The sequence below is a fragment of the Burkholderia sp. HI2500 genome (assembly GCF_002223055.1).
Lineage (GTDB): Bacteria > Pseudomonadota > Gammaproteobacteria > Burkholderiales > Burkholderiaceae > Burkholderia.
This window is the reverse complement of sequence record NZ_NKFL01000006.1, coordinates 2,580,886-2,606,480: the sequence shown is the minus strand read 5'-3', so window position 1 is coordinate 2,606,480 and position 25,595 is coordinate 2,580,886. Positions and strand designations below refer to the sequence as shown.

General features: G+C 65.4%; 29 protein-coding genes. 10 read left to right on the top strand and 19 right to left on the bottom strand.

What is annotated here, in order from left to right; genetic code table 11:
- Positions 1-59: 59 nt before the first annotated feature.
- Positions 60-548: an Lrp/AsnC family transcriptional regulator gene (locus CFB45_RS29430; protein ID WP_089428572.1), complete on the bottom strand. Its 489-nt coding sequence runs from the start codon at positions 546-548 to the stop codon at positions 60-62.
- Positions 549-663: 115 nt separating this feature from the next.
- Here CFB45_RS29430 and CFB45_RS29425 point away from each other — a divergent pair, with 115 nt between their 5' ends.
- A complete protein-coding gene (locus tag CFB45_RS29425) occupies positions 664-1,701 on the top strand; it encodes a histone deacetylase family protein (protein ID WP_089428571.1) in 1,038 nt (345 codons plus the stop codon).
- A 144-nt stretch (positions 1,702-1,845) separates the two neighbouring features.
- Entirely contained in the window at positions 1,846-2,979 is a 1,134-nt protein-coding gene (locus tag CFB45_RS29420) for a branched-chain amino acid ABC transporter substrate-binding protein (protein WP_089428570.1), read from the top strand.
- Between the two features lie 68 nt (positions 2,980-3,047).
- Here the strand turns inward: CFB45_RS29420 and CFB45_RS29415 are convergent, their stop codons facing one another.
- Positions 3,048-3,917, bottom strand: coding sequence for a mechanosensitive ion channel family protein (locus CFB45_RS29415; RefSeq protein WP_089428569.1), 870 nt, complete (start codon positions 3,915-3,917; stop codon positions 3,048-3,050).
- Positions 3,918-4,267: 350 nt separating this feature from the next.
- Here CFB45_RS29415 and CFB45_RS29410 point away from each other — a divergent pair, with 350 nt between their 5' ends.
- Positions 4,268-5,632 carry a M23 family metallopeptidase gene (locus tag CFB45_RS29410; protein ID WP_089428568.1) on the top strand — a complete coding sequence of 455 codons (1,365 nt, stop codon included), beginning with the start codon at positions 4,268-4,270 and terminating at the stop codon, positions 5,630-5,632.
- A 60-nt stretch (positions 5,633-5,692) separates the two neighbouring features.
- On the opposite strand, the gene CFB45_RS29405 is transcribed toward CFB45_RS29410, so the two are convergent.
- The 3 genes from CFB45_RS29405 to CFB45_RS29395 all read right to left on the bottom strand — a co-directional run bounded on the left by CFB45_RS29405 (position 5,693) and on the right by CFB45_RS29395 (position 8,057).
- The gene (locus CFB45_RS29405; RefSeq protein ID WP_089428567.1) at positions 5,693-6,532 is read right to left on the bottom strand and encodes an AraC family transcriptional regulator; all 840 of its coding nucleotides are present in this window, start codon (positions 6,530-6,532) and stop codon (positions 5,693-5,695) included.
- Positions 6,533-6,679: 147 nt separating this feature from the next.
- Entirely contained in the window at positions 6,680-7,531 is an 852-nt protein-coding gene (locus CFB45_RS29400) for a fucose-binding lectin II (RefSeq protein ID WP_089428566.1), read from the bottom strand.
- A 136-nt stretch (positions 7,532-7,667) separates the two neighbouring features.
- A complete protein-coding gene (locus tag CFB45_RS29395) occupies positions 7,668-8,057 on the bottom strand; it encodes a fucose-binding lectin II (RefSeq protein ID WP_043178912.1) in 390 nt (129 codons plus the stop codon).
- A gap of 961 nt (positions 8,058-9,018) precedes the next feature.
- On the opposite strand from CFB45_RS29395, the gene leuA reads away from it, so the two are divergent.
- Positions 9,019-10,728: a 2-isopropylmalate synthase gene (gene leuA / locus CFB45_RS29390; RefSeq protein WP_174975515.1), complete on the top strand. Its 1,710-nt coding sequence runs from the start codon at positions 9,019-9,021 to the stop codon at positions 10,726-10,728.
- 383 nt (positions 10,729-11,111) lie between these two features.
- Complete coding sequence (locus CFB45_RS29380) at positions 11,112-11,516, top strand: hypothetical protein (protein ID WP_011356516.1); 405 nt, start codon at positions 11,112-11,114, stop codon at positions 11,514-11,516.
- A 48-nt stretch (positions 11,517-11,564) separates the two neighbouring features.
- Here the strand turns inward: CFB45_RS29380 and CFB45_RS29375 are convergent, their stop codons facing one another.
- Positions 11,565-13,163: a hypothetical protein gene (locus CFB45_RS29375; RefSeq protein ID WP_089428564.1), complete on the bottom strand. Its 1,599-nt coding sequence runs from the start codon at positions 13,161-13,163 to the stop codon at positions 11,565-11,567.
- 414 nt (positions 13,164-13,577) lie between these two features.
- Here CFB45_RS29375 and CFB45_RS39635 point away from each other — a divergent pair, with 414 nt between their 5' ends.
- A complete protein-coding gene (locus CFB45_RS39635; RefSeq protein WP_089428563.1) occupies positions 13,578-13,769 on the top strand; it encodes a hypothetical protein in 192 nt (63 codons plus the stop codon).
- Positions 13,770-13,895: 126 nt separating this feature from the next.
- Here CFB45_RS39635 and CFB45_RS29365 read toward each other — a convergent pair whose 3' ends face one another.
- From CFB45_RS29365 to CFB45_RS39620, 6 genes are all read right to left on the bottom strand, one after another.
- Complete coding sequence (locus tag CFB45_RS29365) at positions 13,896-14,282, bottom strand: antitoxin Xre/MbcA/ParS toxin-binding domain-containing protein (RefSeq protein ID WP_179255112.1); 387 nt, start codon at positions 14,280-14,282, stop codon at positions 13,896-13,898.
- A gap of 85 nt (positions 14,283-14,367) precedes the next feature.
- Positions 14,368-14,688, bottom strand: coding sequence for a helix-turn-helix domain-containing protein (locus CFB45_RS29360; protein WP_089428561.1), 321 nt, complete (start codon positions 14,686-14,688; stop codon positions 14,368-14,370).
- 95 nt (positions 14,689-14,783) lie between these two features.
- The gene (locus tag CFB45_RS29355) at positions 14,784-15,104 is read right to left on the bottom strand and encodes an XRE family transcriptional regulator (protein ID WP_089428560.1); all 321 of its coding nucleotides are present in this window, start codon (positions 15,102-15,104) and stop codon (positions 14,784-14,786) included.
- The gene (locus CFB45_RS39630) at positions 15,101-15,436 is read right to left on the bottom strand and encodes a SymE family type I addiction module toxin (protein WP_089428559.1); all 336 of its coding nucleotides are present in this window, start codon (positions 15,434-15,436) and stop codon (positions 15,101-15,103) included. Before CFB45_RS39630 ends, CFB45_RS29355 begins: the two co-directional genes overlap by 4 nt.
- Before the next feature lie 282 nt (positions 15,437-15,718).
- On the bottom strand, positions 15,719-16,210 hold the full coding sequence (locus tag CFB45_RS39625; protein WP_241025820.1) for a hypothetical protein: 492 nt from the start codon (positions 16,208-16,210) through the stop codon (positions 15,719-15,721).
- A 76-nt stretch (positions 16,211-16,286) separates the two neighbouring features.
- A complete protein-coding gene (locus CFB45_RS39620) occupies positions 16,287-16,805 on the bottom strand; it encodes an ATP-binding protein (RefSeq protein ID WP_254600294.1) in 519 nt (172 codons plus the stop codon).
- Positions 16,806-17,139: 334 nt separating this feature from the next.
- On the opposite strand from CFB45_RS39620, the gene CFB45_RS29340 reads away from it, so the two are divergent.
- Positions 17,140-17,808 (top strand): MarC family protein, encoded by a 669-nt coding sequence (locus CFB45_RS29340; protein WP_089428558.1) that lies wholly within the window; start codon positions 17,140-17,142, stop codon positions 17,806-17,808.
- A 10-nt stretch (positions 17,809-17,818) separates the two neighbouring features.
- Positions 17,819-18,070 (top strand): DUF2191 domain-containing protein, encoded by a 252-nt coding sequence (locus CFB45_RS29335; RefSeq protein WP_089428557.1) that lies wholly within the window; start codon positions 17,819-17,821, stop codon positions 18,068-18,070.
- 3 nt (positions 18,071-18,073) lie between these two features.
- Here CFB45_RS29335 and CFB45_RS29330 read toward each other — a convergent pair whose 3' ends face one another.
- From CFB45_RS29330 to CFB45_RS29320, 3 genes are all read right to left on the bottom strand, one after another.
- Positions 18,074-18,562 (bottom strand): GlcG/HbpS family heme-binding protein, encoded by a 489-nt coding sequence (locus CFB45_RS29330; protein WP_089428556.1) that lies wholly within the window; start codon positions 18,560-18,562, stop codon positions 18,074-18,076.
- 144 nt (positions 18,563-18,706) lie between these two features.
- A complete protein-coding gene (locus CFB45_RS29325) occupies positions 18,707-19,543 on the bottom strand; it encodes an ion transporter (protein WP_089428555.1) in 837 nt (278 codons plus the stop codon).
- Positions 19,544-19,630: 87 nt separating this feature from the next.
- On the bottom strand, positions 19,631-20,230 hold the full coding sequence (locus CFB45_RS29320) for an NAD(P)H-dependent oxidoreductase (RefSeq protein ID WP_089428554.1): 600 nt from the start codon (positions 20,228-20,230) through the stop codon (positions 19,631-19,633).
- Between CFB45_RS29320 and CFB45_RS29315 the strand changes: the two genes are divergently transcribed.
- On the top strand, positions 20,160-21,257 hold the full coding sequence (locus tag CFB45_RS29315) for a LysR family transcriptional regulator (protein ID WP_256978403.1): 1,098 nt from the start codon (positions 20,160-20,162) through the stop codon (positions 21,255-21,257). The genes CFB45_RS29320 and CFB45_RS29315 overlap by 71 nt on opposite strands.
- A gap of 37 nt (positions 21,258-21,294) precedes the next feature.
- Here the strand turns inward: CFB45_RS29315 and CFB45_RS29310 are convergent, their stop codons facing one another.
- The 3 genes from CFB45_RS29310 to CFB45_RS29300 form a co-directional block, all read right to left on the bottom strand.
- On the bottom strand, positions 21,295-22,104 hold the full coding sequence (locus tag CFB45_RS29310) for a TlpA disulfide reductase family protein (protein WP_089428552.1): 810 nt from the start codon (positions 22,102-22,104) through the stop codon (positions 21,295-21,297).
- A gap of 561 nt (positions 22,105-22,665) precedes the next feature.
- Positions 22,666-23,256, bottom strand: coding sequence for a DUF4410 domain-containing protein (locus CFB45_RS29305; RefSeq protein WP_089428551.1), 591 nt, complete (start codon positions 23,254-23,256; stop codon positions 22,666-22,668).
- A gap of 222 nt (positions 23,257-23,478) precedes the next feature.
- Positions 23,479-24,486 carry a hypothetical protein gene (locus CFB45_RS29300; protein ID WP_089428550.1) on the bottom strand — a complete coding sequence of 336 codons (1,008 nt, stop codon included), beginning with the start codon at positions 24,484-24,486 and terminating at the stop codon, positions 23,479-23,481.
- A 193-nt stretch (positions 24,487-24,679) separates the two neighbouring features.
- Between CFB45_RS29300 and CFB45_RS29295 the strand changes: the two genes are divergently transcribed.
- Positions 24,680-25,405 (top strand): class I SAM-dependent methyltransferase, encoded by a 726-nt coding sequence (locus tag CFB45_RS29295; protein ID WP_089428549.1) that lies wholly within the window; start codon positions 24,680-24,682, stop codon positions 25,403-25,405.
- A 12-nt stretch (positions 25,406-25,417) separates the two neighbouring features.
- Here CFB45_RS29295 and CFB45_RS39180 read toward each other — a convergent pair whose 3' ends face one another.
- The gene (locus tag CFB45_RS39180; protein ID WP_174975413.1) at positions 25,418-25,594 is read right to left on the bottom strand and encodes a hypothetical protein; all 177 of its coding nucleotides are present in this window, start codon (positions 25,592-25,594) and stop codon (positions 25,418-25,420) included.
- Position 25,595 lies beyond the last annotated feature (1 nt).

Sequence of the window (25,595 nt, the reverse complement as noted above, 5' to 3'; positions counted from 1 at the left end):
TCCATGGGATGACGATCGACAACGGATGCCCGGGCACGGGCGCGGAACAGCATGAACGGTCAGTCGCCTGGCACCGGCACGCGCGACGAGAACTTCACTTCACGCAACGCGAGGCTCGACTGGATCGACGACACCCCGGCCTGCTTGCGCAGCACGTGCTCGACGAATTCCGCGTACGCGTCGAGGTCGGCCGCGACGACCTGCAGGATGTAGTCGGCCGCGCCGGTGATCTTGTGGCAGGACGTCACTTCGTCGTGACGCCGCATCACGTCCTCGAAGTGATCCGAATCCTGGCCGGAATGCATGTTGAACGTCACCTGCACGAACGCGAACACGTTCATGCCGAGCGCGCGCCGGTCGAGGTTCGCCTGGTAGCCGGTGATCACGCCTTCGTCCTCGAGCCGCTTGCGGCGGCGCCAGCACGGCGTGACGCTCAGCGACAGCTTCTCGCCGAGCGTCGCGTTCGACAGCGCGCCGTCGTCCTGCAGCAGGCGCAGCATGGCGCGGTCGACGCCATCCAGTTCGGCCGAAGCGCGATTTTTGCTCATTTCCGGGAATCCGTAGGCGGTTTTCTCAAAATTGTACGAAACGCGCGCGTCGAAAGCAAAGCTATTGCCGGTTGCCGTCAATAAACTGTTGCCACCCTCACTGCAACGCTCAACCATGCTCACGGTCTACAGCAGCGATCACCACCTGCATCGCGGCGTCGAACTGAAGGACGGTGCGATCACCGATTCGTTCGAAAACCCCCTTCGCGCCGAAACGGTGCTCGCGCAGGTGCGTGCCGCCGGCCTCGGCGACGTGATCGCGCCGAAGCCGTTCGACCGCACCCACTACGCGGCCGCGCACAGTGCCCGCTACGTCGATTTCCTCGCCGGCGCGTGGGACGAGTGGACCGCCACGGACCGCACCTGCCAGGCGCTGCCGCTCGTGTGGCCGGTGCGCGCGATGCCGGCCGCAGCCACCGCGCCCGCGTTCATCGACGGCAAGCTCGGCTTCTATGCGATGGACGCGGGCGCGCCGATCAACGCCGGCACGTGGGATGCCGTGAGCGCGAGCGCGAACTCGGCGCTCACCGGCGCCGACCTGCTGTCGAGCGGCGCGGCGCGCGCGGCGTTCGCGCTGTGCCGCCCACCCGGCCATCACGCGGGCCGCGAGTACATGGGCGGCTATTGCTACCTGAACAACGCGGCGATCGCGGCGCAGCACTGCGTCGCACAGGGCGCCACGCGCGTCGCGGTGCTCGACGTCGATTTCCATCACGGCAACGGCACGCAGGACATCTTCTACGACCGCGCGGACGTGCTGTTCGCGTCGATCCACGGCGAGCCGCCGGTGTCGTATCCGTACTTCTCCGGCTACGCGGACGAGCGCGGCATCGGCGCGGGCGAAGGGTTCAACCTGAATCTGCCGCTGCCGAAGGGCACGCTGTGGGACACCTACTCGGCGGCGCTCGACCACGCGGCCGCCGCGATCGCCGCGCATGCACCCGACGCGCTCGTCGTGTCGCTCGGCGTCGATACGTTCGAGCACGATCCGATCAGCCATTTCCGGCTGCGCTCGCCCGACTATCTGCGCATCGGCGCGGCGCTCGCGCGCCTGAACGTGCCGACGCTGTTCGTGATGGAAGGCGGCTACATGGTCGACGAGATCGGCATCAATGCGGTCAACGTGCTGCTGGGATTCGAAGGGCGCGCGTAACGCGCGGCACCGCAGCCGTGCCGCCGACAGGGTCGCGGCCCACGGTGCAGGACGCGCTGCATCACTGACCGAAACCGATTCGTCATCCGAACCACAACACGTCCCGCGTTGAACGGGGCCCACAAGACTGACCAGGAGACAGACATGCTTCGACATTCCATGACGGCATTCGCGGCAGCGGCGGCGCTCACGTGCGCGCTGTCCGCACACGCGGACGAGATCGTGCGCATCGGCCACGTCGCACCGCTGACCGGCGCGATCGCGCACCTCGGCAAGGACAGCGAGAACGGCGCGCGCCTCGCGGTCGAGGAAATCAATGCGAAGGGCCTGACGATCGGCGGCAAGAAGGTCACGCTGCAACTCGACGCGCAGGACGACGCGGGCGATCCGCGCACGGCGACGCAGGTCGCGCAGCGGCTCGTCGACGACAAGGTCATCGGCGTCGTCGGCCATCACAACTCGGGCACGTCGATTCCGGCGTCGCGCGTCTATCGCGACGGCGGCGTCGTGCAGATCTCGCAGGCCGCGACCAACCCGACCTACACGCAGCAGGGCTTCAAGACGACCTATCGCGTGGTGGCGACCGACGCGCAGCAGGGGCCGGCGCTCGCGATGTATGCGGCGAAGAACCTGGGCATCAAGACGGTAGCGGTGGTCGACGATTCGACCGCATACGGCCAGGGCCTCGCGACCGAGTTCGAGAAGGCCGCGAAGGCCGCCGGAATGAAGGTCGTGTCGCGCGATGCGACCAACGACAAGGCGATCGACTTCCGCGCGATCCTCACGAAGATCAAGGGCGCGAACCCGGACGCGATCATGTACGGCGGCATGGACTCGACGGGCGGGCCGCTCGCGAAGCAGGCGCGCCAGCTCGGCATGCGCGCGAAGATCCTCGCCGGCGACGGCGTGTGCTCGACCGACCTGCCGAAGCTCGCGGGCCCCGCGTCCGACAACGTCGTGTGCTCCGAGGCCGGCATCGCGCTCGAGAAGATGCCGGGCGGCGCGGCGTTCGCGAAGCGCTACGAAGCGCGTTATCACCAGCCGATGCAGGTGTATGCGCCGTTCTCGTACGACGCCGTGTACATCATCGTCGACGCGATGAAGCGCGCGAACTCGACCGATCCGGCGAAGGTGCTGGCCGCGATGCCCGCGACCGACTACAAGGGCGTGATCGGCGAGACGAGCTTCACGCCGCAGGGCGACCTGAGGCACGGCGCGATCTCGGTGTTCACGTACAGGAGCGGTAAGAAGGCGCTGCTCGATATCGTGAAGATGTGATGCGGCGTTGAAGTTGCATTGACGTTGCGAAGGCCGCGAAGCAGGCAGTGCGTCGCGGCCTTCGCCGTTTACAGCGCGTGCGTTTGCGCGCGTTCGGCGCGACGCTCCGCGTCATGCACGATGTGCAGCTCGCGCGTGCGGATCGGCAGCGCGCAGTGCGCGTCCGCGAGTGCCTTGCGAGCCTGCCGCGCCAGACGCCAGCGCATGTCCCAGAACTTGTCGGTGTGCGTCCACACGCGAACGTTTGCGACGACCGTGCTGTCGTCGAAGCGCATCACCATCACGTTCGGCTCCGGATCCTGCAGCACGTCCGGGTCGGCGAGCGCCAGCTTGCGCAGCGCGTCGAGCGCGCGATCGATATCGTCATGCACCGACACTTCCACTTCGAGATCGAGGCGGCGCGTCGGGTTGCGCGTGTAGTTGCGGATCGAGCTGCCCCACAGCGCGCTGTTCGGCACGTATTCGCAGATGCCGTCCGGCTTCGTCAGCCGCGTCATGAAGAGCCCGACCTCGTCGACGGTGCCCGCGACGCCCGTGCCGCCGTCGATGTAGTCGCCGACCTTGAACGGTCGCAGCAGCAGAAGCATGATGCCGGCCGCGATGTTCTGCATCGTGCCCTGCAGCGCGAGCCCGATCGCGAGGCCGGCCGCGCCGAGCACTGCGACGATGCTCGCGGTTTCGATCCCGAGTTGCGACAGCGCGCCGACGATCGCGACGATGCGGATGCCCCACACGGCGACGTCGCAGAGGATCGGCCGCAGCGTGTCGTCGACGCGCTCCTTGTTCGAGAGCAGGCGGTTCAGCCAGTTGCCGATGCGTTTCGACAGCCACCAGCCGGCGACGAGCAGTGCCAGGCCGGCGCACAACTTGAGAGAAAGAGTGGACAGCGCGTTCCACAGGAACGTCCAGCGTTCCGGATGTAGTTGATCGAGAAACATTAACGGGATTCCGGGTTGAAGAAACGATGCGTGACGCGTGGCGTGCCCGCCGTAATCGGGCAGGCTTGCGCTCACGCGCCGGGCAGCGTTCGACTGTACGCGGCACACAATGGTTCGCCCGAACGGGTGGGGTCGAATGCCGCATGGCCGTGCCGTCAGGTCGCGAAATCGAGGTTTCGTTTTTGTACTAAGAGGCTTTTCCATCAAATGAGACTAGTCCTATTTAGCCGATTCGATCGCACCGATACACTCGTTTTCACGTTGCCGGGTCGCGACGATCGTTCCTCCGCGATACCCGGTTCTTTCCCGATTTTTCACTGATTCATTGACAGACAGCGAGTGACGACGTCATGCGGTTAGACCTGCGTTTCCGTCTCGCACGCGAACAAGGTCAACCCGCACAGCGCGGCGTTCAGGGTTTCCCGATGCGCCGCGCGCTGCTGCGCGGTGTCATCGCGGCGGCCTGTGTGGCCGGCGCACCGGGTGCGGTGGCAGATGCGTCGCACGACGCCGCGCCGTTTTCGCCCGTGACGGCCGACCTTGTCGACGTGCCCTTTTTCAATGCCGCGCGCACGACGTGGGGCGGCTTGCACGCATCGACGGCCGCGCCGCTCGACGTTGCCTACACGTCGCATGCGTCGACCGCGCCGACGGCCGGCGAACGCGACGACCCGGTGGCGCGCTTCGGTGCCTGCGTGGCTTACCGCGTGCTGTGCGACGCGGCGCGCGGCGCGGTCGAACGCGCGTACGCGTCGAGGTTCGATTACGGTCTTGCGTCGGCGTTGCCCGCGACGGGCGAGCCCGCCGCGTTCGAACGGCGCCCGGTCGATCTTGCCGGCGCCGAGCCGTTCATGTTCGAGCAAGCCGAACGCGGCGCGCGGGCCGGCGCGATCGTCGGCAGCCTGCAGGCGTCGCTGGCGCGCGCCGATCTGCCGGCCGGCGTTGCCGCGCAGATCACCCGCCTGCTCGCCGGTCGCATCGACCTGAAACAGCACGGTGCGCTGGGCGATACGTTCCGCGTCGCCTACGAACCGGACAGTGAGGCCAAACTGCCGGGCGGCGTGCGCGTGATGGCGCTCGAGCTTCGCTTGCACGGCCAGCACGTCGCGGCCGTGTGGTTTGCGCCCGATGCCGGCTCGCCGGGCGCCTATTACGACCTCGACGGCATGCCCCTTGCCGGCGCGCGGTTTGCGATGCCGGTCAGCGCAAACCGGATCAGCTCGCATTTCGGTACGCGCGTGCATCCGGTCACCGGCGCACGTCACGTGCATTCCGGCGTCGATCTCGCGGCGCCGGCCGGGCGTGCGGTTCATGCGTCGGAGCGCGGCGTCGTCTCGTTCATCGGCACCGAGCCGCGCGGCTACGGCAAGTACGTGGTGATTCGTCACGACGGCGGTTATGCGTCGTACTACGCGCACCTGTCGGCATTCGAGCCGACGCTGCGAACCGGCATGCGGGTTGCGCGCGGCCAGCGTGTCGGCGCGGTCGGCAGCACGGGGACGGCCACGGGGCCGCATCTGCACTTCGAGGTTCGGCGGCATGCCCGTCTCGTCGACCCGGTCGCGCTGGTGCAGGCGGGCAAGGCAGCGAAGCTGAAGGGCGAACGGCGTGTTGCGTTCAATCGCGTGGTAGTCGATGCACGCACGCGCCTGGCTTCGGCCGGGTGGTCGCAGCCGGTGGCGATGTCGGAGCCTGCCGGATCGCGGGCCGGTTGATGGTTGGCGAGGTGCCGCCGGCCGTGGCGAGCCACGCCGCGGCCGATCAAGGCAAACCGCTTACGCAGCAGGTTCGACAGGCAACCAGATTTCCAGCACGCCGGCGCCCGTCACCGGATCGTAGTCCGCGCTGTAGCGCTCGAACTCGGGCGCGTCGACCGCCTTGAACCCTGACGTCGGCAGCCAGCCGTTCCAGATGCTGTAGAACGTCTGGTGCAGCGTGGAGATATGCCCGACGTGTTCGAAGACCGCATACCGCTGCGGTTCGAGTTCGATCCAGCGAAAGGGTGCGGGCAACCGTTCGCGGCTCGTCACTTCCACGCCCGCGATGTATTCGAAACTGCCATCCGCATCGGGGTTGCAGCACACGCCGTAGGTCACGTCGTCGACCTGGCCTGGAAGGGTACCGATGTATGGGATGAACGCTTGCCACAGCGCCGGAATGCCTTCGTTGGTTTCGAAGGTGTAGCGGTCGCTCATGCCGGCGATCAGCCGCTTGCCGGTGGTTTCGAAGCGTGACGGTACGACGTCGATGATCTTCAGTTCTTTCATGCGAAGCGGCTCCACTAGAGACAACCCGTCAAGGGTGCGCCGTGCCCGCACGTCTTCGGGCGTGATGCCGAAGCAATCGCGGAAGGCGCGCGTGAACGCCTCATGGGAGCCATAACCAGCATCGAGCGCCACTTGCAGGATGTCCGGCGCGCCTTGCGCCAGCGTGCGTGCCGCACGCGTCAGCCGCCTCGCCCGCACATAGCGCATCACCGGCCAGCCGGTGTTCATCGAGAACAGGCGCGAGAAGCCGAAGCGCGACATGTCGCAATTGGCGGAGATCCTGTCGAGCGTCAGTTCGCGGTCCAGTTTGGTTTCGATAAACCAGAGTGCTTGTCCTACCGGATTCATGGCTTTCCAATGAGCGTGTCGGGCGGACTATATGGTATCGGCGGCGGGGGCGTTTGATCGTTCTTGCGGGGCGGGGGCAGGCAGGGGCGTCCACGCGGATCGCCACGCCGGGCGGCGTGGCGATGAGGGGTTGCAGCGTGACACCGCTTAGCCGAGCGGCCAGTTCAGGAACACGATGCCGTCGTTGTAGTCGTCGTCGGTGCCGTCTTCCGAGCCGACGATCCCGAAGTACGACTTCTTGAAAATGTCGACCTGCCGCGAGCCGAGCCGCGACGGCTTGCCGTTCGCCATCACGATCACGCGCACACGCCCCTTGCCGGAGTCGAGCACCTTGGTGCCGAGGTTCTGGTCCTGCACGCCGGCGCCCTTGAACGTGGCGGCCGGTTTCGGGTTGTCGTCGATGTAGATGTCGATCGTCTGGTCGTTCGCCGCATTGGTGAGCGCGGTGACACCGAACTTGATGTTCGGCGGCAGGTTGAACGTGCCGTCGCGCTCGCCGCTGCCGCCGATCGTGCCGCTACCCGTGCTACCCGTGCTACCCGAGTCGCCCGGATTGCCGCCCGCGCCGGTTTCGCCGCTTCCGCTGCCGGACGACGACGATTGCGCGGCCGTATCGCCGATCGCGGACAGGCTCGCGTACGAATCGATGTGCATCGCGCTGCCGCGCACGCTTTTCCACTGGCCCTTCACGAACGTGACGCCGGTGCCGACGTCGATCGTCGCGACGAGCGTGAACGGCATGCGCCCGGTGGCCTCGGGCACTTTCGACGAATAGGTGAAGCAGCCGTCCGCGACGACGCCCTTGTTGGTCGCGATCGCGAAATAGATGCCGGGGAAATTGTTGCCGGTCGCGTACGGCGTCGGCACGTTGAGGATGACCTGCAGTTTCCCGTCTCGAATCTCTGCCTTGGCGATGTCGATGTACAGGCCCGGGATGTCGACGTAGGTTTCCGAGGTCGCCACGGGGGCGCTGACGATCGAAGCCGAAAGGAGGGGCATGGATGTCTCCGTTGGTTGGGCGGGTTTCGATGCAAAAGGGGGGGCGGTGCCGCTGAAGGCGGCGCGCAACCGCCGGCCGGCCCGGAGACGGCCGGCGGGGGTGACGCGTCAGGTGCGTCGTCAGACGCGGGTCAGGTCAGCCGATCGGCCACTGGAGCACGACGATGCCGTCGTTGTAGTCGCTGTCGTGGCCGTCTTCCGACACGACGATCCCGAAGTTGACCGTGTACGGCGAGCCGTCCGATTTCTTGCCGTTGATCGGTGCGAGGCGCGCGTCGGTGGCCGACGGCTTGCCGTTCACCGACACTTCGAAGCGGATCTTGCCGTTGCCGGAATTCAGCGTCGCTTCGCGCGTGCCGTCGCGCGTCGTCAGCTTGTGATACGCGGCGGGCTCCTTGCTGTCGCCGATAAACAGCTTGATGTGCTGCTGCTCGGCGGCATTCGCGAAGAAAATCGCGCGGAAATCGGTATTCGGCGGAATCGAAAACTCGCCGGCGCGATTGGATGACGTTTGAGAATCGGCCATGCTTTCCTCCTGAGGAATGATGGATAAGGCTTCCAGCTGTGTCGAGCAAACGTTTGCCCTTTGAAATGCGACGTTCCGAGCATGCCGAAAAATAAATAAAAAAATAATCGCCGGGGAATGGCCATTGTTCAGCAAACCGAAAATGGCGGTTAATCGATTTAATGAACTGCGTTTAATCGAAGGTATTTCGATATATTCGAGAAACTATATCGACTAGCGTATCGATTTCCTGAACGATGCGCGGTTGCGCGGGCGGGGCGGGCTGGGGAGGCGGGGGCAATCGGGCTTCGGCGCGGACGCTCGGCGTTCGCATATGGCAGCGTTGGTTTCAACATCAGCATCTCGGTCGTGGCCGCGCCCACCGGCCACCACCGAACGCCCACACCGAAACCCGATTGTTTGCAACAGGAGGGGGTGCGGCAACCGGCGAAGTACGTAGACCAACTCACTCCGAACGTGAACAGGGGCCTCACCGGCGCCGCACCCATGAAGCATAGCGACGGGGCGGCGCGCCGCCTATCGGACAGGACTGATTCTGAGCCATCAAATTCCGCGCCATGTGCGCCCAGCCCGTTGACAGCCCCCATCCCCCTGTGATTTGATTTCGGCCATGCAAGCTGCCCAGCCCCTCTTCTCGCTACGACTACTAGCCCGTTTCTCCGGGCTGGGTCTGCGGCTGCGCGCTTTCCATCTGCTTCTTTCCTGAAGCGCCAGATTTCCCCCGCATCACCGACCTGGCCCCGGTTGTCGACCGGCGCCTGAGTTCGTCCTTCTTCCGAATCGCTCCGCTCCGTCCCGGTCGCTCAACCGCCAAGGCTGTCGCTCGCCGTACCGCTTTGCCGTTGTGCCGTTTGCTTGCCGCTTTCACCCGTTTTCACCGCTGTGCGCGCAGCCTGCCACCCTGACGGATGGCCAGCGCGCCGCGGGTTCCCGACCCACCGACCGAGGACCGAACATCATGATGCTGAAGAACCCCGCGACGAAGTACCGACCGTTCACGCCCGTCAACCTGCCGAACCGGATGTGGCCGACGCGCACGATCACGCAGGCGCCGATCTGGATGAGCACCGACCTGCGCGACGGCAACCAGTCGCTGTTCGAGCCGATGGACGCCGCGCGCAAGATGCGGATGTTCAAGATGCTGGTCGCGATCGGCTTCAAGGAGATCGAGGTTGCGTTCCCGTCGGCGTCCGAGACCGATTTCAATTTCGTGCGCGAGCTGATCGAAGGCGGCCACATTCCCGACGACGTGACGATCGAGGTGCTCACGCAGGCGCGCGACGACCTGATCGAGCGCACGTTCGACTCGCTGCGCGGCGCGAAGCGCGCGATCGTGCACCTGTACAACGCGACCGCGCCGGAATTCCGCAAGATCGTGTTCGGCCTCGACCGCGACGGCGTGAAGACGCTCGCGGTGAACGCCGCGCGCACGATCAAGCGCTTCGCCGACGCCGCGACCGACACGCATTTCACGCTGCAATACAGCCCGGAAACCTTCACGGCGACCGAGCTCGATTTCGCGAAGGAAGTCTGTGACGCCGTGTTCGACGTGTGGCAGCCGACGCCGGAGCACAAGGCGATCGTGAACCTGCCGGCCACCGTCGAAGTCGGCACGCCGAACTTCTACGCGGACCAGATCGAATGGATGCACCGCAACCTCGCGCGCCGTGACGCGCTGATCGTGTCCGTGCATCCGCACAACGACCGCGGCACCGCGGTCGCGGCGGCCGAACTCGCGGTGATGGCCGGCGCGGACCGGATCGAGGGCTGCCTGTTCGGCAACGGCGAGCGCACCGGTAACGTCGATCTCGTCACGCTCGCGCTGAACCTGTACTCGCAGGGCGTCGATCCGGGCCTCGATTTCTCGCAGATCAACGAAGTCGCGCGCACGGCCGAGGAATGCACGCAGCTGCCGATCCACCCGCGCCATCCGTACGTCGGCGACCTGGTGTTCACCGCGTTCTCCGGCTCGCACCAGGACGCGATCAAGAAGGGCTTTGCGGTGCAGCGCCCCGATGCCGTATGGGAAATGCCGTACCTGCCGATCGATCCGAGCGACGTCGGCCGCACGTACGACTCGATCATTCGCGTGAACAGCCAGTCGGGCAAGGGCGGTATCGCGTACCTGCTCGAGCAGAGCTACGGCGTCGCGCTGCCGCGCCGCCTGCAGGTCGACTTCAGCGCGGCCGTGCAGCGCCTGACCGACGACAGCGGGCTCGAAGTGACGAGCGCGCAGATCTGGTCGCTGTTCCAGCAGGAATACGTGGAAGGCGACGCGCCGCTGCGTTATGTCGGCCATGAGCTGACCGAGCGCGACGGCCGCGAGACGATCGTGCTGACCGCCGACGTGCACGGCGAGCGCCGCGTGCTGCGGGGTGAAGGCAACGGCCCGCTCGATGCGCTGATGCATGCGTTGCGCACGCCGCTGCGGATCCAGCACTACGAGGAGCGTGCGTTGTCGCAAGGCGCCGATGCGAAGGCGATCGCGATCGCGGAACTGGCCGGCACGGGCGTGCGCGGCAGCGCGTTCGGCGTCGGCATCGACGCGAACCTGACGACCGCGTCGATCCGCGCGGTGATCAGCGGCATCAACCGCGCGTATGCGCGCGCGGACGACGCGGTGCAGGCGACGTTTTTTGCTGCGCAGCCCGCGGTGAAGGCTGTCGCGTAAGCGGGGGCACGGTGGCCGCGCCGGGGGTGTCCGGCGCGGCTGCATCGTCGTGCGTGCGGTTGCTGCCGCACGATCCTGAGAGCGCGGCACGTAGTTCCGCTTTCATGAAATCCACCCACGCGCGGGTCTTCGCGTCGAGATGCTTGAGCGACGGATACTCCGAAACCTCTTCCGCCCGGTAATGGAATCACGATGCGGTTCGCGATGGCGGGGTGTACGGCAACGGCGTTCGTGCTGAAGGGAAGGGGACAGCATGATGGGGACGGATGTCCCATATTGACGCCTGACATACCTGACAGGCGATGACTTCTCGCAATGGGCGTATCGTGCATGCGGCGCGCGCGAGGCTGTTCTCCCGCGCCTATCACCATGAGGAGTGCGGCATGTCGAAGGATGATTCCCTGCGGGGACAGATCAAGGAGCAGGCCCAGGCAGCGGATCGCCACAATCTGGCGCGGCCGGCTGCGAACGGCGCGCTGTGGGCGCGCGGCCTCACGACGCAACGGGTCGCCGACCTGTTCCGGACCCTGCAGGGGTTGCCGGGGCACTGGATGCAACTGCAGAACGAGGTCAACGCCGGGAATCGCTATTTTTACGGCGTGCAGAACGGCAGCGTGACGACCGACGAAGGGAAGGCGCTGATCCGCTGGATCGCCCAGGCGGTCGTGAGCGCCGCCGGAGAGGCGCAGTTCGACTTCCCGTTGCAGCAACTGCGTTTCACCGCCGACATGGGCTGGCTGAAGCTCCAGCGTGTGCAAGGGCGTGTGATGGTGTTTTCGCAGCCGTAGGATGTCCGTCGGCCGCAAATCGGCAACGCCAGCGCCCGTGCTCGCCTATCAGCCGACGAGACCCCGCAGATCCGCGGCCAGCTCGTCGAGCACGGGCTGCCAATCGGCAAAATTCCGCTGGCGATAAAGCGCCGCACTCGGATAGAACGGGCTGTCACGCCGGTCGTGCTGCCAGATCCAATGCGGGTTCGCATCGAGCAGCACCCAAGTGGGCTGACCGAGCGCGCCGCTCAGGTGCGCGACCGACGTGCAGACGGTGATCACCAGGTCGAGCGCACCGACGAACGCGGCGGTGTCGTCGAGGGTCTTCCATTCGCGCGTCATGTCGGTCACGTCGAACCCGGCCGCTTTCGCGGCTTCGACGTCATGCTGCGCGCCCGGTTGCAGCGAATAGAACGCGACGTCCTTCTGCAGGCCGGCGAACGCATCGGCGTAGCGTTCGAGCCCGACGCGGCGGAAGCGGTTGCGTTGATGGTTGAGGCTGCCTGTCCACGCAAGACCGACCTTCAGTCGCTTCTCGCCGGACAACGCGTGGCGCCACGCGTCGGTGGCGCCGGCGTCAGCATGGAGGTACGGCACCGACGTGAAGAGGGTGTCCGCGTCGAGGCCGAGCATCCAAGGAATGCTCATCAGCGGCAGTTCGTAGTCGAAGTGGGGCAGGTGCTCGACGCGGGTGCGGGTATCGAACACGTCGGCGTGATCGCCGAGGCTGCGTTCGATCAGCGCGCCCATCTGCGGAAACGCATTCCACACGAGCCGCCCACCTTCGCGATGCACGCGCTCCGCGAGCAGCGGCACATAGCGGCTGAACTGCAGTACGTCGCCGATGCCTTGTTCGCCCCACACGAGCAGCGTCTTTCCGGCAGGCGATTCGCCGCACCAGCGCGGCCGAGCAAACCCGGGCAGCGTGCCGCGCAGTTCCTCTGCGCCGTGCCAGCGCGCCTCGTAGTCGGCCCATCCCGATGCGAAGTCGCCACGCGCGAGCCGTAACAGCGACAGGTTGTGGCGGTGCGTCAGGTCGTCCGGATCGAGCGCGCACGCGTGCTGCACGTACTGCTCGGCGTCGCTCCACCGTTGTGCTTCCTTGAGCACCGCTGCCGCGTTGTTGGCCGCGAGCGCGCTGTCGGGCGCAAGCGTCACGGCACGGGTGGCCGCGCGCAGCGCGCCGTCCAGGTCGAAGCGGTTGAGGCGCGTAATGACCGCGTTGGTCCACGCCTGCGCGTGGTTCGGATCGTCGTCGAGCGCACCTTCGATGAATGCATGTTCCAGGTCGGGGTCGTCGCCCGACAGTCGAATCGCGAGCGCGAGATTGTTCTTCAGCGACGGCCACGTGGGGGCGAGCGCGAGCGTCCTGCGATACGGAACGATCGCTTCCGCGTGCCGCCCGGCGATCTGAAGTGCATAGCCGCAATTGAACGCCGCCGCCGGCGACGCGGGATGCTGCTGCCAGTGCATGACCGCGAGCTCGGCAGCGCGCGCGAGATCGCCGCGCTCGATTAGCGTTTGCGTGGCGGCGGCGACGGATTCGTCGAGCATGCCGGGCGCGGCCTTCGCTTCGATCGGAGCGGTTTGCGTCGGATCGGCGAAATCGAGCGGAAGTCGGGGGATGTCGGCAAGCGTGGGCATGTCGTGCGGGGTGATCTGCATGTGAGTTCTCTCCGGGAAGCCGTTCGCGCGTCGGGGGGCGATCGGCTGCATCGTGAATCGGGGAGGGCTGGCCATACTTCGCGATTCGAAGCATGGCGCCGGATGGCGTCGCGGGCTGTCGTTCCGGTCGTGGCGGAAGGCTCGGTGCCGTGATGCACTCCACTTTATGCAGGTACCGTCGGCAATTGAATCGGACAAGTCCTAAACGGATTCATTTAGTAGTCTGATTGGTACGTAACTCGTACGAAAGTCGCCGGGAAGCCCGTTGGACGCGTGCGCGTAGGCCGAGTCTGATTCAGGCGTATCGCGGGGGCGATGTAAGACCCGTCTGATGGAGATCGATGTCGTCTGCGTTTTTAATGCGAGACATTCAGGGCCGGACGGTCGGCCTCGACTCGATCGAGAGGACAGACGATGTTCGATGTTGCGACGAAGAACCTGCGCGAAGCCGACGGGCGCATCCGCATGAACACGGACGACCTGTCCGCGCGCACGATCGACGCGGCGAAGAACGTGCTGCGACAGCAGCTCGAAGCGCAGGCGGATCAGCGGGCGATGGCTGCGCTGGTCGAGAAGCTGGCGGCGCAGGCGACGATTCAGCAGTAAGTTGGTGGTGTGTGAAGGGCTGCCTGGTGTGTCTGGCGACGTCCGTCAGACAGGATGGCAGCCCGCCTTTCGTTCACGTGGAATTCCCCGCTCGGTCTGTTCGAGCAGATGTGAGTCTGACGCGGGTTATGCGCAGACTCCGTGAATGGCTCGTATCAGAAGCGTCCGTATGCGGTCGTGACCCTGATCCGTATCCAAACATTCAAGCGGTTTCTGCCCGGCAAGCTCAGTGTGTGGCAACTCTATCCATTGGGCGGCCAGCACTTCGCATTCGAACAATTCGACCGCGAGCTGGAAGGTGTCACGCAGGCTGGCGAGACGATCAGATTCCGTGGGCAACACGCGCGCTGCGCGCGCAAGCTCGCGGAGGATCGATTGGTTCGGGAGGGGGAGCGTTGCAGAATCAGGCTGGTCCGATTGGTTGTAACGATCGTTCACGTTAAATTGAATACGCGTGGTATCGGAGGGGCTTCGGCGGCGACCGTTGGGCCCGGTCGCAGTCATGCTATCCATTGATGGCGCTACTCCTAACGCTGCCCTATGCGAGCGCCGAGGATATTCCGGTACTAAACACTTCCTTTCCAGGACGGGGTCTTGGTCACGCTGCGACAGTGATAGCAGCCGAACACGAGCGGCTTGCAGGCTGCACCACGATTTCCACATGCTGGCCCAGCGACACCAGCGCTTGCATCAGCCGCTCCAGAGAAATGTTCCGGAGTTGGTAGCGACGTACTTGGGACACCTTCGGTTGCGTCATGCTGATGATGGATGTCGTCTCGATTTGAGTCAGGCCGCGCGAGTCGATCAGTTCGTTGAGCTTGAGGGCGAGTGCGGCCTTGGCCGTCAGTGCCTGGGCATCATCGAAATCCAGGTCGACAAGCACGTTGTCGGTGCACTGAGGACATTCGTCGCGATTCATCACTGACCTATCCAAAGAGTGTGGTGCCGAAACTGTTATGGCGGCGGCCGGAACCGGCCACCGCACACACTACTTTCCGTCTACTTCACCAACCGTCAGACCGAAACCGTGATACCCACCGGCCCCGATTCCGTCGCGGGCCGCACCACGATTTCCACATGCTGGCCGAGCGATGCGAGCGTCACCATCAGCGTTTCCAGCGAAACGTTTCGAAGCCTGTCGCGCTGCTCGGGGGTGACCACCGGCCGGGTCATCTCGGCCAGCGCAGCAGCCTCTTCCTCACTCAGGCCGCGGGACGCGATCAGCGCATTGAGCTTCAGCACGAGCGTGGACTTAGCCGCCAGTTCTCCGACGTCGTAGAAGTCGAAATCGGCCGGCACGCCGTCGGTGTATTGGTTCGGGGCGTCGTGATTCATTGTGCTTCTCCTGCCATCACCGATTCCAGTTGCTGCCCCGTCGCGGGATCGCCATCGGGGCGTTCGTGCGTTACGCGACAATCGCTGCCCGCATCGTCGATCGGGGTAATCACCAGCCGCTTGTGCGATACCTCGATCTGCAAGCGTTGCTCCGGATCGAAACCCGCCGCTTCGATCCACCGGCCGGACAATTTCGTCCACAGATACATGACAGGCGGCGCCATGTCGGTCAGCCTGACGTGCGGAACGAGCCGGCCAGATTGAGAGGACGATTGCGGGGAGAAAAAACAATCGCGGAAATACGTCGGTGCGTTATGATTCGCGCCAGCCATGGTCAACTCCTTTGAAGTTGGTTGTGGTCAGCGGCCCGCAGGTGTTGTTGTCACCTGCGGGCCGCGCTCGTTTACACAGTGGATTTCGTTCGCCATTCCGTTACATGATTGGCATGTCGAAGTGAATGAACCTTCCACGCGAGAACGTGTAACCACTCTACCGAGATTGACTGCTGGCTGATATCGGTCTTGTACGGTTTTATCGACATGGGCCGTTCGGCCGATGTCTTGCGCGCTTGAAGTCCAACGATTCCGGGGCAGTTGCGCTGGCGAACCGCTTCGTCACCTCATCGCCGATATGTCAGAAAACGTGTCAGCCGACTGTTGCGACTCGCCAGCCGCACGTCGCACGAGGATCTCTTTCGCGTCGTGCCGATATCGCTCGAACTCACGCGCGAACGCCGCGGCGTCGCCCGCCAGCGCCAACGCTTCCATCGATGCGCGCAGACCGGAGATCTCATGCTCGCCGATCGTCGCGAAAGCGCCGCGCATGCTGTGAATCTCCGCTCGGGCAGCCTTCAAGTCACCGTCCTGGAGCGCCCGTGCGATTGCGCCATTCGACCGGTACGCGGTGTCGGGAAGCACCTTGTGCAGATCATGAGGCAGCGGCCCATACCGGCGCGATGGCGGTGAGGAATGCGGCGCCTGTGATGGACCCGTGTGCTTCGTGATCGCCAGCTCCAGGGACTTCAACGACGTCGGTTTCGCGACAATCTCGTCGATCCCCGCTTCCCGCGCGAAACGCAATTCATCCGGCTCGGCATGGGCCGTCACCGCGAGAATCGGCCGCGCTCACGCAACACCCGCGTAAACGCATAGCCGTCGAGCCCCGGCATGTTGAGGTCGGTCATCACGAGCGCATAGTCATGTCGATCGACGAGGTCGAGCGCCGCCGCGACGCTGACGCGACGTCGGCCGGATAGCCTAGGACGTCGAGCTGGTCGTGAGTCAGCGGACGGTTCACCGGGTTGGCGTCGACGAACATCACGCGGGCATTGGGGGCATCCGCGTTCACATCGGCGCACGCGGCGCCCGGACGGTGACCGAGCGGCAGCGTAATGACGAAAGTCGAGCCGACGCCCGACACGCTGTCCACCACGATGTTGCCGCCCATCGATTCGACGAGCTTGTGGCTCAGCGCCAGCCCGATGCCGGTGCCGCCGAATCGTCGCGCGATCGACCTGTCGGCTTGCGCGAAGGGTTCGAATATGTGCGCGAGCTGGTCGGGTGTCGTCCCGATTCCCGAATTGCTGACGCGGATCGTCACCGGCGTCGCATCGACCGCCGATGCCGACGCGGAAAGCGCGACCGTCGCTGCGCCGGGGTACGTCGGTGCCGCTACGTTGCTGCCGACACGTGGTGCGTTCACTCCACGCGCCGCGACGATTCGTGGAATTTTCTAATTTCTTGGGCGGCTGCTCGTCACGACTGGCCGCCGCTTTTTTGATTGGTGTTCTTCGGCGTGCGCCCGAAATGCAGTGCGACCCTTCGCGCCATTCGCATGAGGGAATCGCATCGAACATCGTCCCGCAAAATCAGACCTGACTGATTTCCCGCTCACCGCGCTTCATCGACAATCGGGGTTCTGCGGGTCGGCGCGCCCCCCGCGCGCGCCGGACTTTGAGGCGTGTCCTCCTGGCGGCCGGTCATTTCGACCGGTCGCCTTTTTTATTTCCAGTCCGTTACCGAGGAGCACGATCGCGATGCCGGTCGACCGCCTGATCTCTGAAATCTTGTTCGGCTTCACCGGCCTGATCGGCATCATCAATCCGTTCGGCATGGCGTTCGTGTTTCTCGAGCGCACGCAATCGCTGACGGAGGCCGAGCGCGCGACGCTGTCGAAACAGCTCGCGACGAACGTGTTCTTCACGCTGCTCGTGATCTTTTTCATCGGTGCGCCGGTGCTGAATTTCTTCGGGATTTCGATGGAAGCGCTGCGGATCGGCGGCAGCTTCGCGGTGGCTGTGGCCGGGTGGTCGATGCTCAACGCGCCCGACGTGCCGGGCGGCGACAGCGCCGTGCATGGCGACGATCTGCCGAAGCTGATGGCGCGTGCATTCTTCCCGCTCACGGTGCCGCTGACGATCGGCCCCGGCTCGATCGCGGCCGGCATCGCGCTGCATGCGAACCGGGCTCGTACGGCCGTTGACTATCTGACATCCGGCGTGGTGTCGGTTGCAGTCGCGGCGCTCGTGGCGTTCGCGATCTGGCAGATCTACAGCCGCGCGACGACGCTCGCGCGCTATCTCGGCAGCGAGGGGACGAAAGTGGCGATGCGGGTGTCGGCGTTCCTGCTGCTGTGCGTGGGGGTGCAGATCATGCTGACGGGGCTGGCGGCGTTCGCGCAGACGCTGGGCGGGCAGGCGGGGTGAGGGGCAGGCCATGCGGCTCACGGTGACGATCGACGACGATCTCTTCGCGAAGGCGGTGCAGATGACCGGACCAGGGGGGAACGAAGCAGACTTGTTGCGGGAGGTCATCAACACGCTGGTGCGTGTCCAGGCCGCCAGACGTCTGGCGGCGCTGGGCGGCACATGGTCCGGCATGGCAGACATTCCACGGCGGCGCCCGGAACCGGAGTCGTCACGCCGTAACGTTACCTTGTCGGTTCGACTTGCCGGGATCCGGGCATAGCCGTTACAGCAATTTCGCCTGAACGCGCGCGATCCCCTGCTGCGCACAGGCTTCATCGAGATGCCCGCCCGGCGCACCGCCCACCCCCACCGCGCCGATCACTTCTTCGCCTGCCTTGATCGGCACGCCGCCGCCGAGCACCAGGAAACCGTCGATGGCCGTCATCTGCGCGGCGGCCGGGTTCTTCTGCAGGTTCGCGGCGAGCGTGCCGGTCGGTGTCTTCGTCGACAGCGCCGTATAGGCCTTGCGTTGCGACGCATCCACCGTATGCAGGCCGGCATGGTCGGCACGCAGCATCGCGCGTGCGATGCCGCTGCGGTCGACGACGGTGACGGCCACGTTGTAGCCGCTGGTCGAGCAGGCCTGGATGGTTTGCTGCGCGATTTCGGTCGCGAGGGCCAGTGAAAGATTCCTTTCCTGAAGGACTTGTGCGGAAGCGGCGGTGGTCAGCGTAGCGGCGGCGAGCGTCGCCAGGGTCGATCGAATGATCATGTGAACTCCTTATCGAAATGGCTGGAAGACGAGCGGCGTATCCAAGATGCGCATCGCGTGTCGTGATGGCCGGCGATGCAGCGACCGAACCGCTCGATGAACCCAGTTTCGAACAAGAGGAGGTGAAGCTGAATAGGACGGGGCCTATTTTGGATGCGGCGTGTCGCTCGCACCGCGCTCCGGCAGCGCGACGCCGCAATGCGGGCAGCACGGTTCATCGCCCGTGGCCGGCCGTGCGTTGGCACGCGTGCGCTCCAGCGCCGACGCCACCAGCTCCGCGCCCATGATCCCGGTCGGAAACGCGATGATCCCGTAGCCGAGCAGGATCGCGCACGACGTGATGAGCCGGCCGAGCGGCGTATGCGGCGTCAGGTCGCCGTAGCCGGTCGTGCTCATCGTCACGGCCGCCCAGTACACGCCCACCGGAATGCTCGTGATGCCGTTCTCGGGCCCTTCGACGAGAAAGATCACGGTGCCGAGAATCACCGTCAGCACGAACATCCCGCCGATGAACACGAAGATCTTGCGCCGCGCGCGGGTCAGCGCCCGCATCAGCATCTGCCCTTCCTCGAGGTAGATCGACAGCCCGAGGATGCGGAACACGCGCAGCAGCCGGAGCAGCAGCACGTCGATCAGCGCATGCAGGCCGGGGAAGAAGAACGCGAGATAGGTGGGCAGGATCGACACGAGATCGACGATGCCGAAGAAGCTGCGCGCGTAGTGCAGCGGCTTGGGTGCGGATAGCAGTCGCACCACGTATTCGACCGTGAACAGCAGCGTGAATGCCCATTCGGCCGCATAGAGTGCGTGGCCGTACCGTTCGTGCAGGTCGTGCACGCTGTCGGCCATCACGACGAGCACGCTCGCGACGATCAGTGCGAGCACCACGATGTCGAGGTTGCGGAGGAACGCGGGGCGCCGGGTGCAACGCGCGACGGTGTCGCGCAGCGCGTCGAAGGTGGACTGGAGTGCGGAAATCATGCGCCGGAGTTTACGGATCGCATCCGGCACGGCCAATCGGACGAGTCTGATTTCGGCGTCGCACGTTCCGCCGCGCGCGATCCGGCCTTACGCGTGCAGCGCATCCATCTGCCGGCGTGCATTCGCCAGCCCGGCCTCGACGCCGTGCGGCTTCATGTCGAGCCCTTCGGCATAGACGAATTCCACGTCCGAGATACCCATCAGGCCGAGCACGGCACGCAGGTAAGGCGTGACCGCATCCGTGTCCTGCCCGACGTGCACGCCGCCGCGGGAGCTGAACACGATCGCGCTGATGCCTTCGACGAGTCCCACCGGATAGGTCTCCGTGTACCGGAACGTCACGCGTGCCCGCGCGACGAGGTCGAACCAGTTCTTCAACTGGGTCGGCACGTTGAGGTTGTACATCGGCGCGCCGATCAGCAGCAGGTCGCTGCCCTTGAGCTCGGCAATCAGCTCATCGGACAGCACGATCGCGCGTTGCGCGCGCTCGCTCGGATAGGCCGCACCGCGCAGCGCGTGAAACAGCTCGCTGTCGAGCATCGGCAGGTCGGCGTCGAGGAGATGGCGCACGATCACATCGTCGGCATGGCCGTTGGCCTGGCGCTCGGCCAGGAACGTGTCGATCAGCGCACCGGTTTGCGACTGGCTGCCGTTGATGCTCGATTTAAGGACGAGGATGCGTGCCATGCGGGGGCTCCGTTGCGAAGGTGAGGACTGGAATCGATCCTATCAGCCACCTTTTATCTCCAAAAGCGATAAGATCGACGCACTGTGTAGCGTATTTATCCCCAATCGCATGCGAAACAACCTGAAGGGCATCGATGTGTTCGTCGCCGCGGCGGAAGCGAGCAGCTTTGCGGAAGCCGCGGAGAGGCTGCACATCACGCGGTCCGCGGTCGGCAAGAGCATCGCGCGCCTCGAGGAGCGGCTGGGCGTCGTGCTGTTTCAGCGGACGACGCGCAGCCAGAGCCTGACCGACGAAGGCGCGTTGTTCTACGACCATTGCCTGCGCGCGATGGAGCAGATCCAGGCGGGCGAAGCGCTGCTGGAAACCGGCAAATGGCAGATGAAGGGGCGCCTGCGCGTGTCGATGCCGACGCTCTTCGGTCATCTGTGTGTGGCGCCGATCCTGATCGAACTGGCGAAGGCGCATCCGGAGCTCGATCTCGACCTGTCGTTCAGCGATCGTTCCGTCGACCTGGTCGAAGAGCGTTTCGACCTGGCGGTTCGCGTCGGCACGTTGCCGAACAGCAGCGAGCTGGTGGCGCGTCCGCTCGGCGAGCACCGGATGGCGTTCTGCGCATCGCCGGCGTACCTGAGCCGCTGCGGCGAACCCACGACCTATGAAGCGCTCGAACGGCACAAGGCGCTGGCCTACACGCGTTTCGGCCAGGTGCATCGCTGGCGCGTCATCGTCGACGGTCAGCTCGCGGAATTGCAGCCCGCCGTTCGTTTGCTGTCCGACGACTTGAGCGCGCTGATGGATGCGGCCATTGCGGATCTGGGCGTCGCGTGGTTGCCGTACTGGCTGGTGCGTGACGCGTTGCGCAGCGGCAGGTTGCGGGAGCTGCTGCCCGATCGGCCGGGCGTGATCTTTCCGATTCACGCAGTGTGGCCCTACACGCTGCATCTTCCGCTGAAAGTCCGGGCCGCCGTCGATGCGCTGCTGGAACATCTGCCGGCGCGGCTGGCCGCGGTCGAGGCGCGGATGTGACGAAGCGGTTGCCGCGGTTCTTTGGACGAGACGCGCGTTACTGGCCGAAGCGGTCCGCCACGGCATCCTTCAGCCGCGCGGCGGTGATCTCGCCCATATGCGATTCGACGAGATTGCCTTTCGCGTCGAAGAAGAGCGTCGTCGGCAGCCCGCGCGAACCGTAGGCTTTCATCGCGTGCAGCGTGCGATCGAGCAGCACGTGATCGAACCGCAGCCCTTTCTGTTCGAGGAACGCGCGCACCGCCTGCGCGTCTTCGCCCTGGTTGACCATCAGCACCGTCATCCCCGGATGCTCCTGCTGCGCTTGCGCGAGGATCGGCATTTCGCGCTGGCACGGCGGGCACCACGTGGCCCACAGGTTCACGACGACGGGCTTGCCCGCGAAGCGTTGCACCGGCACCGGCGTGGCATCGAGCGCTTCGAGCTGCAACGCGGCAAGCGGCGGCGCGCCGTGCTGCAACGTGGCGAACGTGCCCTGCGCGATGCCCCATGCGGCAACACCGGCGAGCATGCCGGCCATCACCGGGCGACGCAGCGTGGTCAGGCGGCGCAGGCGCCAGCCCGCGAACACGATTCCCGCCGCGAGGCCGATGCGCCAGTCGAAGCCGCCGTCGCCGAGCGCGATGATCGAGCGCGGCGCGGCGGCGTATTCGTGCCACCACTGCGCGACGTAGCCGATGCGTGCGGCGAGCAGGCCGAACAGCAACGCATCGAGGATCAGGCTCGATGCGGTCTTGTGATGTCCGTCCGGCGGGCGACGCTGGATGAAACGGGCGACGAGCCACGCGAGCAGCGCGGCGACGGCTACCGCGATGACGCGGATCGAGAAGGGACCAATGCTCAGCATGAAAGGGCGGGACGTGATCGAGCGGGGCTGGAGAGGGGATTGTCCGCCATGGCGATGAAGCCGTCGACGGTCGTGCGGCGATTCGACAGGTCGCCGCGTATGGGGGTTCCCATCGAGAACGTAATGGCGCGTTGCGGATTCGATGGAGGCGGCAGGCTCAGGACGCCGTGATTTTCGCGCAGTCAGGTTGCAAATCAGACCGGTCTGATGGTCAGCGGAATCGCGTTCATCAACAATACGCAGGCCGGTCCGGAGTGGTGTCCGCCGGCATCCCGAACAGGGATCTCTCCTTGACGGCCGCTCTCCCCCGGGCGGCCGATTTTTTATTGTCATGCATGCGGGCGCGAATGCCTGGTGGCGGCCGGTGGGCGCGGCCGCAATCCGACTCCTGTCGGCTGATCAAACGGAATAGGACCACTGCCACATGCGAGCACCGGGCATTCACTGGCGTATTGCATGATGGTCGGTTCGCGACCGGCGAAACGATTCGTTGGCGGTGGCATGTGATTCACCGCCGTCGCCCGACGGGCTGCGCATCCGCGCTCCGTCGGGCGTCGGGTCTTACAGCTTCTTCGATGCTGCCGGTGCCGTGTCGGCCTGCGTGGCCGCGGTCGCCGGATCGAGCGTCGCGAGCGTCTTCTCGGTGAATTTCTCGTACAGCCAGTCCATGCGCATGCTGTCGATGCCGGCGATACCGCCGAGCGCATACGATGCCGACACCTTGAAGCGATCGAGAGGATGGTTGTCGGCATCGGTGAGCGTCACGGTCCCGTCGACATGATCGTTGCCGGCCATGAAGCCGAACATGACGGCCGAGAAACTCGAGCGCGTGCGAATGCCGGTGACTTCCACGTTAAGGTGCATCGCATCGGTCGAGCCGGCCGTCGCCAGCAGCTTGCGTGCGGCCAGCGCACTTTCGATTTTCCCTTTCAGGTTCTCGGGGCTGAATTTCAGGTTGTCTTTCAGCGCTTCCTGCGCGGCATTGTCGAGCGTGACTTGCACGATCACGGGCTTCGAGCCGAATTTGGGCGTCGATGCCGTTGCGATGGCCCCCGCCTGATCGCTGGCGTCGCGTGTCACGCTGCTCGCGCAGCCCGACAGGAAGCCGATCGTTACCAGTGCCAGAGCGGCATGACGGAATACAGATTTCATGATTTGGTCTTTTTTAGTTCGGGTTATTTGAGGTGGCTCTGTGGCCGGGCGGGAATTTAACACCGGACGATTCGATTCAAAAGGTCGAAAAGATCGAAAATCGAGTCGGCATGGCTTCATTGCCGCGTTTGGCATGCGTGAATGAGCCGGCGACTGCGCGGCGAAAGATTTCTCACACCCGTGATCGGGTCTTGCCGTCGCGGCGCGGGTCGCCGCGGTCACTCATTGCCCCGTGCCGGACACCGCGTCGCCGAGCCGATATGCCGTGAAGAACTCATACCAAGGTGACCCTTCCCCGACCGGCACGTTGAGCGCCGTCGTCCGCCGCTTCAACGCGCCGAACACGTCGTTGATACGTGCCGTCTGCCCTGCATCGTTGAACGGATAAGGCCGCGCCCGGCCGGCTGCGAACGCGCCATAGGCGATCGCGAGCAGCCGCGCGCTGTCGTCGGTCGACGCGATCGAGCCGTTGATCATTGCCGCGAAGCGCGGCCGGTCTTCTGCGCGTGATCCGGACAGGCACAGGAACACGATCGCCGACAGTTCGTGCAGATCCTTCACGCGTAGCAGGCCCGGCAGCCGCGCGACGACCTTCTCGACCGGCTCGTCGCGCAGCGCATCGCTGAAGTCGAGCACGGCGGTCATCGGATTCGTGTCCGCTTGCAGGCGATCGAGCGGCGGCGGTGCGGCCGACGCGCTCGCCCCGTCCGGCGACGCTGCCGAAGCGGCCCGCAACGCATCGGCCACCTGCTGCGTCCATTCCGGAAAGATCATCCGCACGTTGCCGAATTGCTCGCCGCCTTCGGCGGCCGGATTCCATCGATACACGATCGTGCCGCCGCGAATGAACGGCGAATACAGGTGCTCGGGCGTTTGCGGCAGCGGCCGCCGGTTGATCGGCAGCCACGCGAGCGTCAGCCAGTCGTAGCGGCCGGTGGCGGGCACGGAAGGGCTCGAACTCGCGACGACCTGCCACGTGCCGCGATTCGCATAGCGGCGCCGCGCGTCGGGTACCGGGACGGTCTGGCCTTTCGCGGTGTCGAAGTAGCTCGTGCCGGTCACGTTCGTGCCGCTGTCCGCGGCCGGCGTGACGGTGGCGATGACCCACGACGCACCGTCCGCCCCACGGTAGTCGGACGGCTTGAGCGTCGCGACGTCGTGCACCATGCGCGTTTCCGCCGCGACGGGGCTCGGGGGGAGATTGGCGGGCGCGGCCAGGATGCTCGGCATGGGATGTCCTCGGAATCGGGTGCGCATCGTCGGGCGGCGGCGACGTGCAACGGCGCAGATTCTTTTATGTCACTGTAGAACGTCGCAGCCGGAAACGGAATCCGGTTGCGCGGCGCACCCCGCCGACGCGTTCCGCCGCTTCGGCTTACCATGCGCATCCTGAGCCAACGACGCACACCGGGCGGGAGCGCACATGACCGACACGACAGCCATCACCGAACACTGGACGCAGGTCGCCGACCAATGGATCGACTGGGCCGGCAAGCCGGGGCACGACGCGTTCTGGAAATACCGTGCGGGGCTCGCGGCCTATATTGGCCGCGATACCGGCCGCGCGCTGGAGATCGGCTGCGGCGAAGGCCGCGTGAGCCGCGAGCTGAAGGCGCTCGGCTACGACGTGACGGCGACCGACGTGGTGCCCGCGATGCTCGACGCCGCGCGTCACGCGGATTCCGCGCATCGCTACAAGCTGGCCGACGCGGCGTCGCTGCCGTTCGACGCGGCCAGCTTCGATCTCGTGATGGCGTACAACGTGCTGATGGATCTCGATGACATGCAGCGCGCGTTGAACGAAGCGCGCCGCGTGCTGAAGCCGGGCGGGACGCTGTTCATCTCGCTCGTGCATCCGTTCCGCGATCGTGGCGGCTTCGCGGGGCCGCAACCGGATGCGCCGTTCGTGCTGAAGGGCAGCTATTTCGGGCGGGAGCATTTCGATGGCGTGGAAACGCGCGACGGGCTGTCGATGCACTTCGCCGGCTGGTCGCTGCCGCTGCAGGCGTACATGGAGGCGCTGGAAGCGGCCGGGTTCGCGATCGTGTCGCTGCGCGAGCCGCCGCCCGACCACGCCGATACGGATCAGTTGAAGCAGTGGGCGCGCGTGCCGCTGTTTCTGTGGATGAAGGCGCGGCCGATCGTGTGAATTTCGCCGGGCTCAATTCCCCTTGTCGGGATCTGCCAGCAATTCCGAGCGACCGATGACCTGTCTCGCGGTATCGGCCCGATCTGCGTCCGAGAATCCGGCAGCTTCGATGTAGCGCAACGCATAGTCGTGCGCCTGGCGATAGAGGTGAGCGACGCGCTTGCCTTTGACAGAGACGTGAAGGCGCATG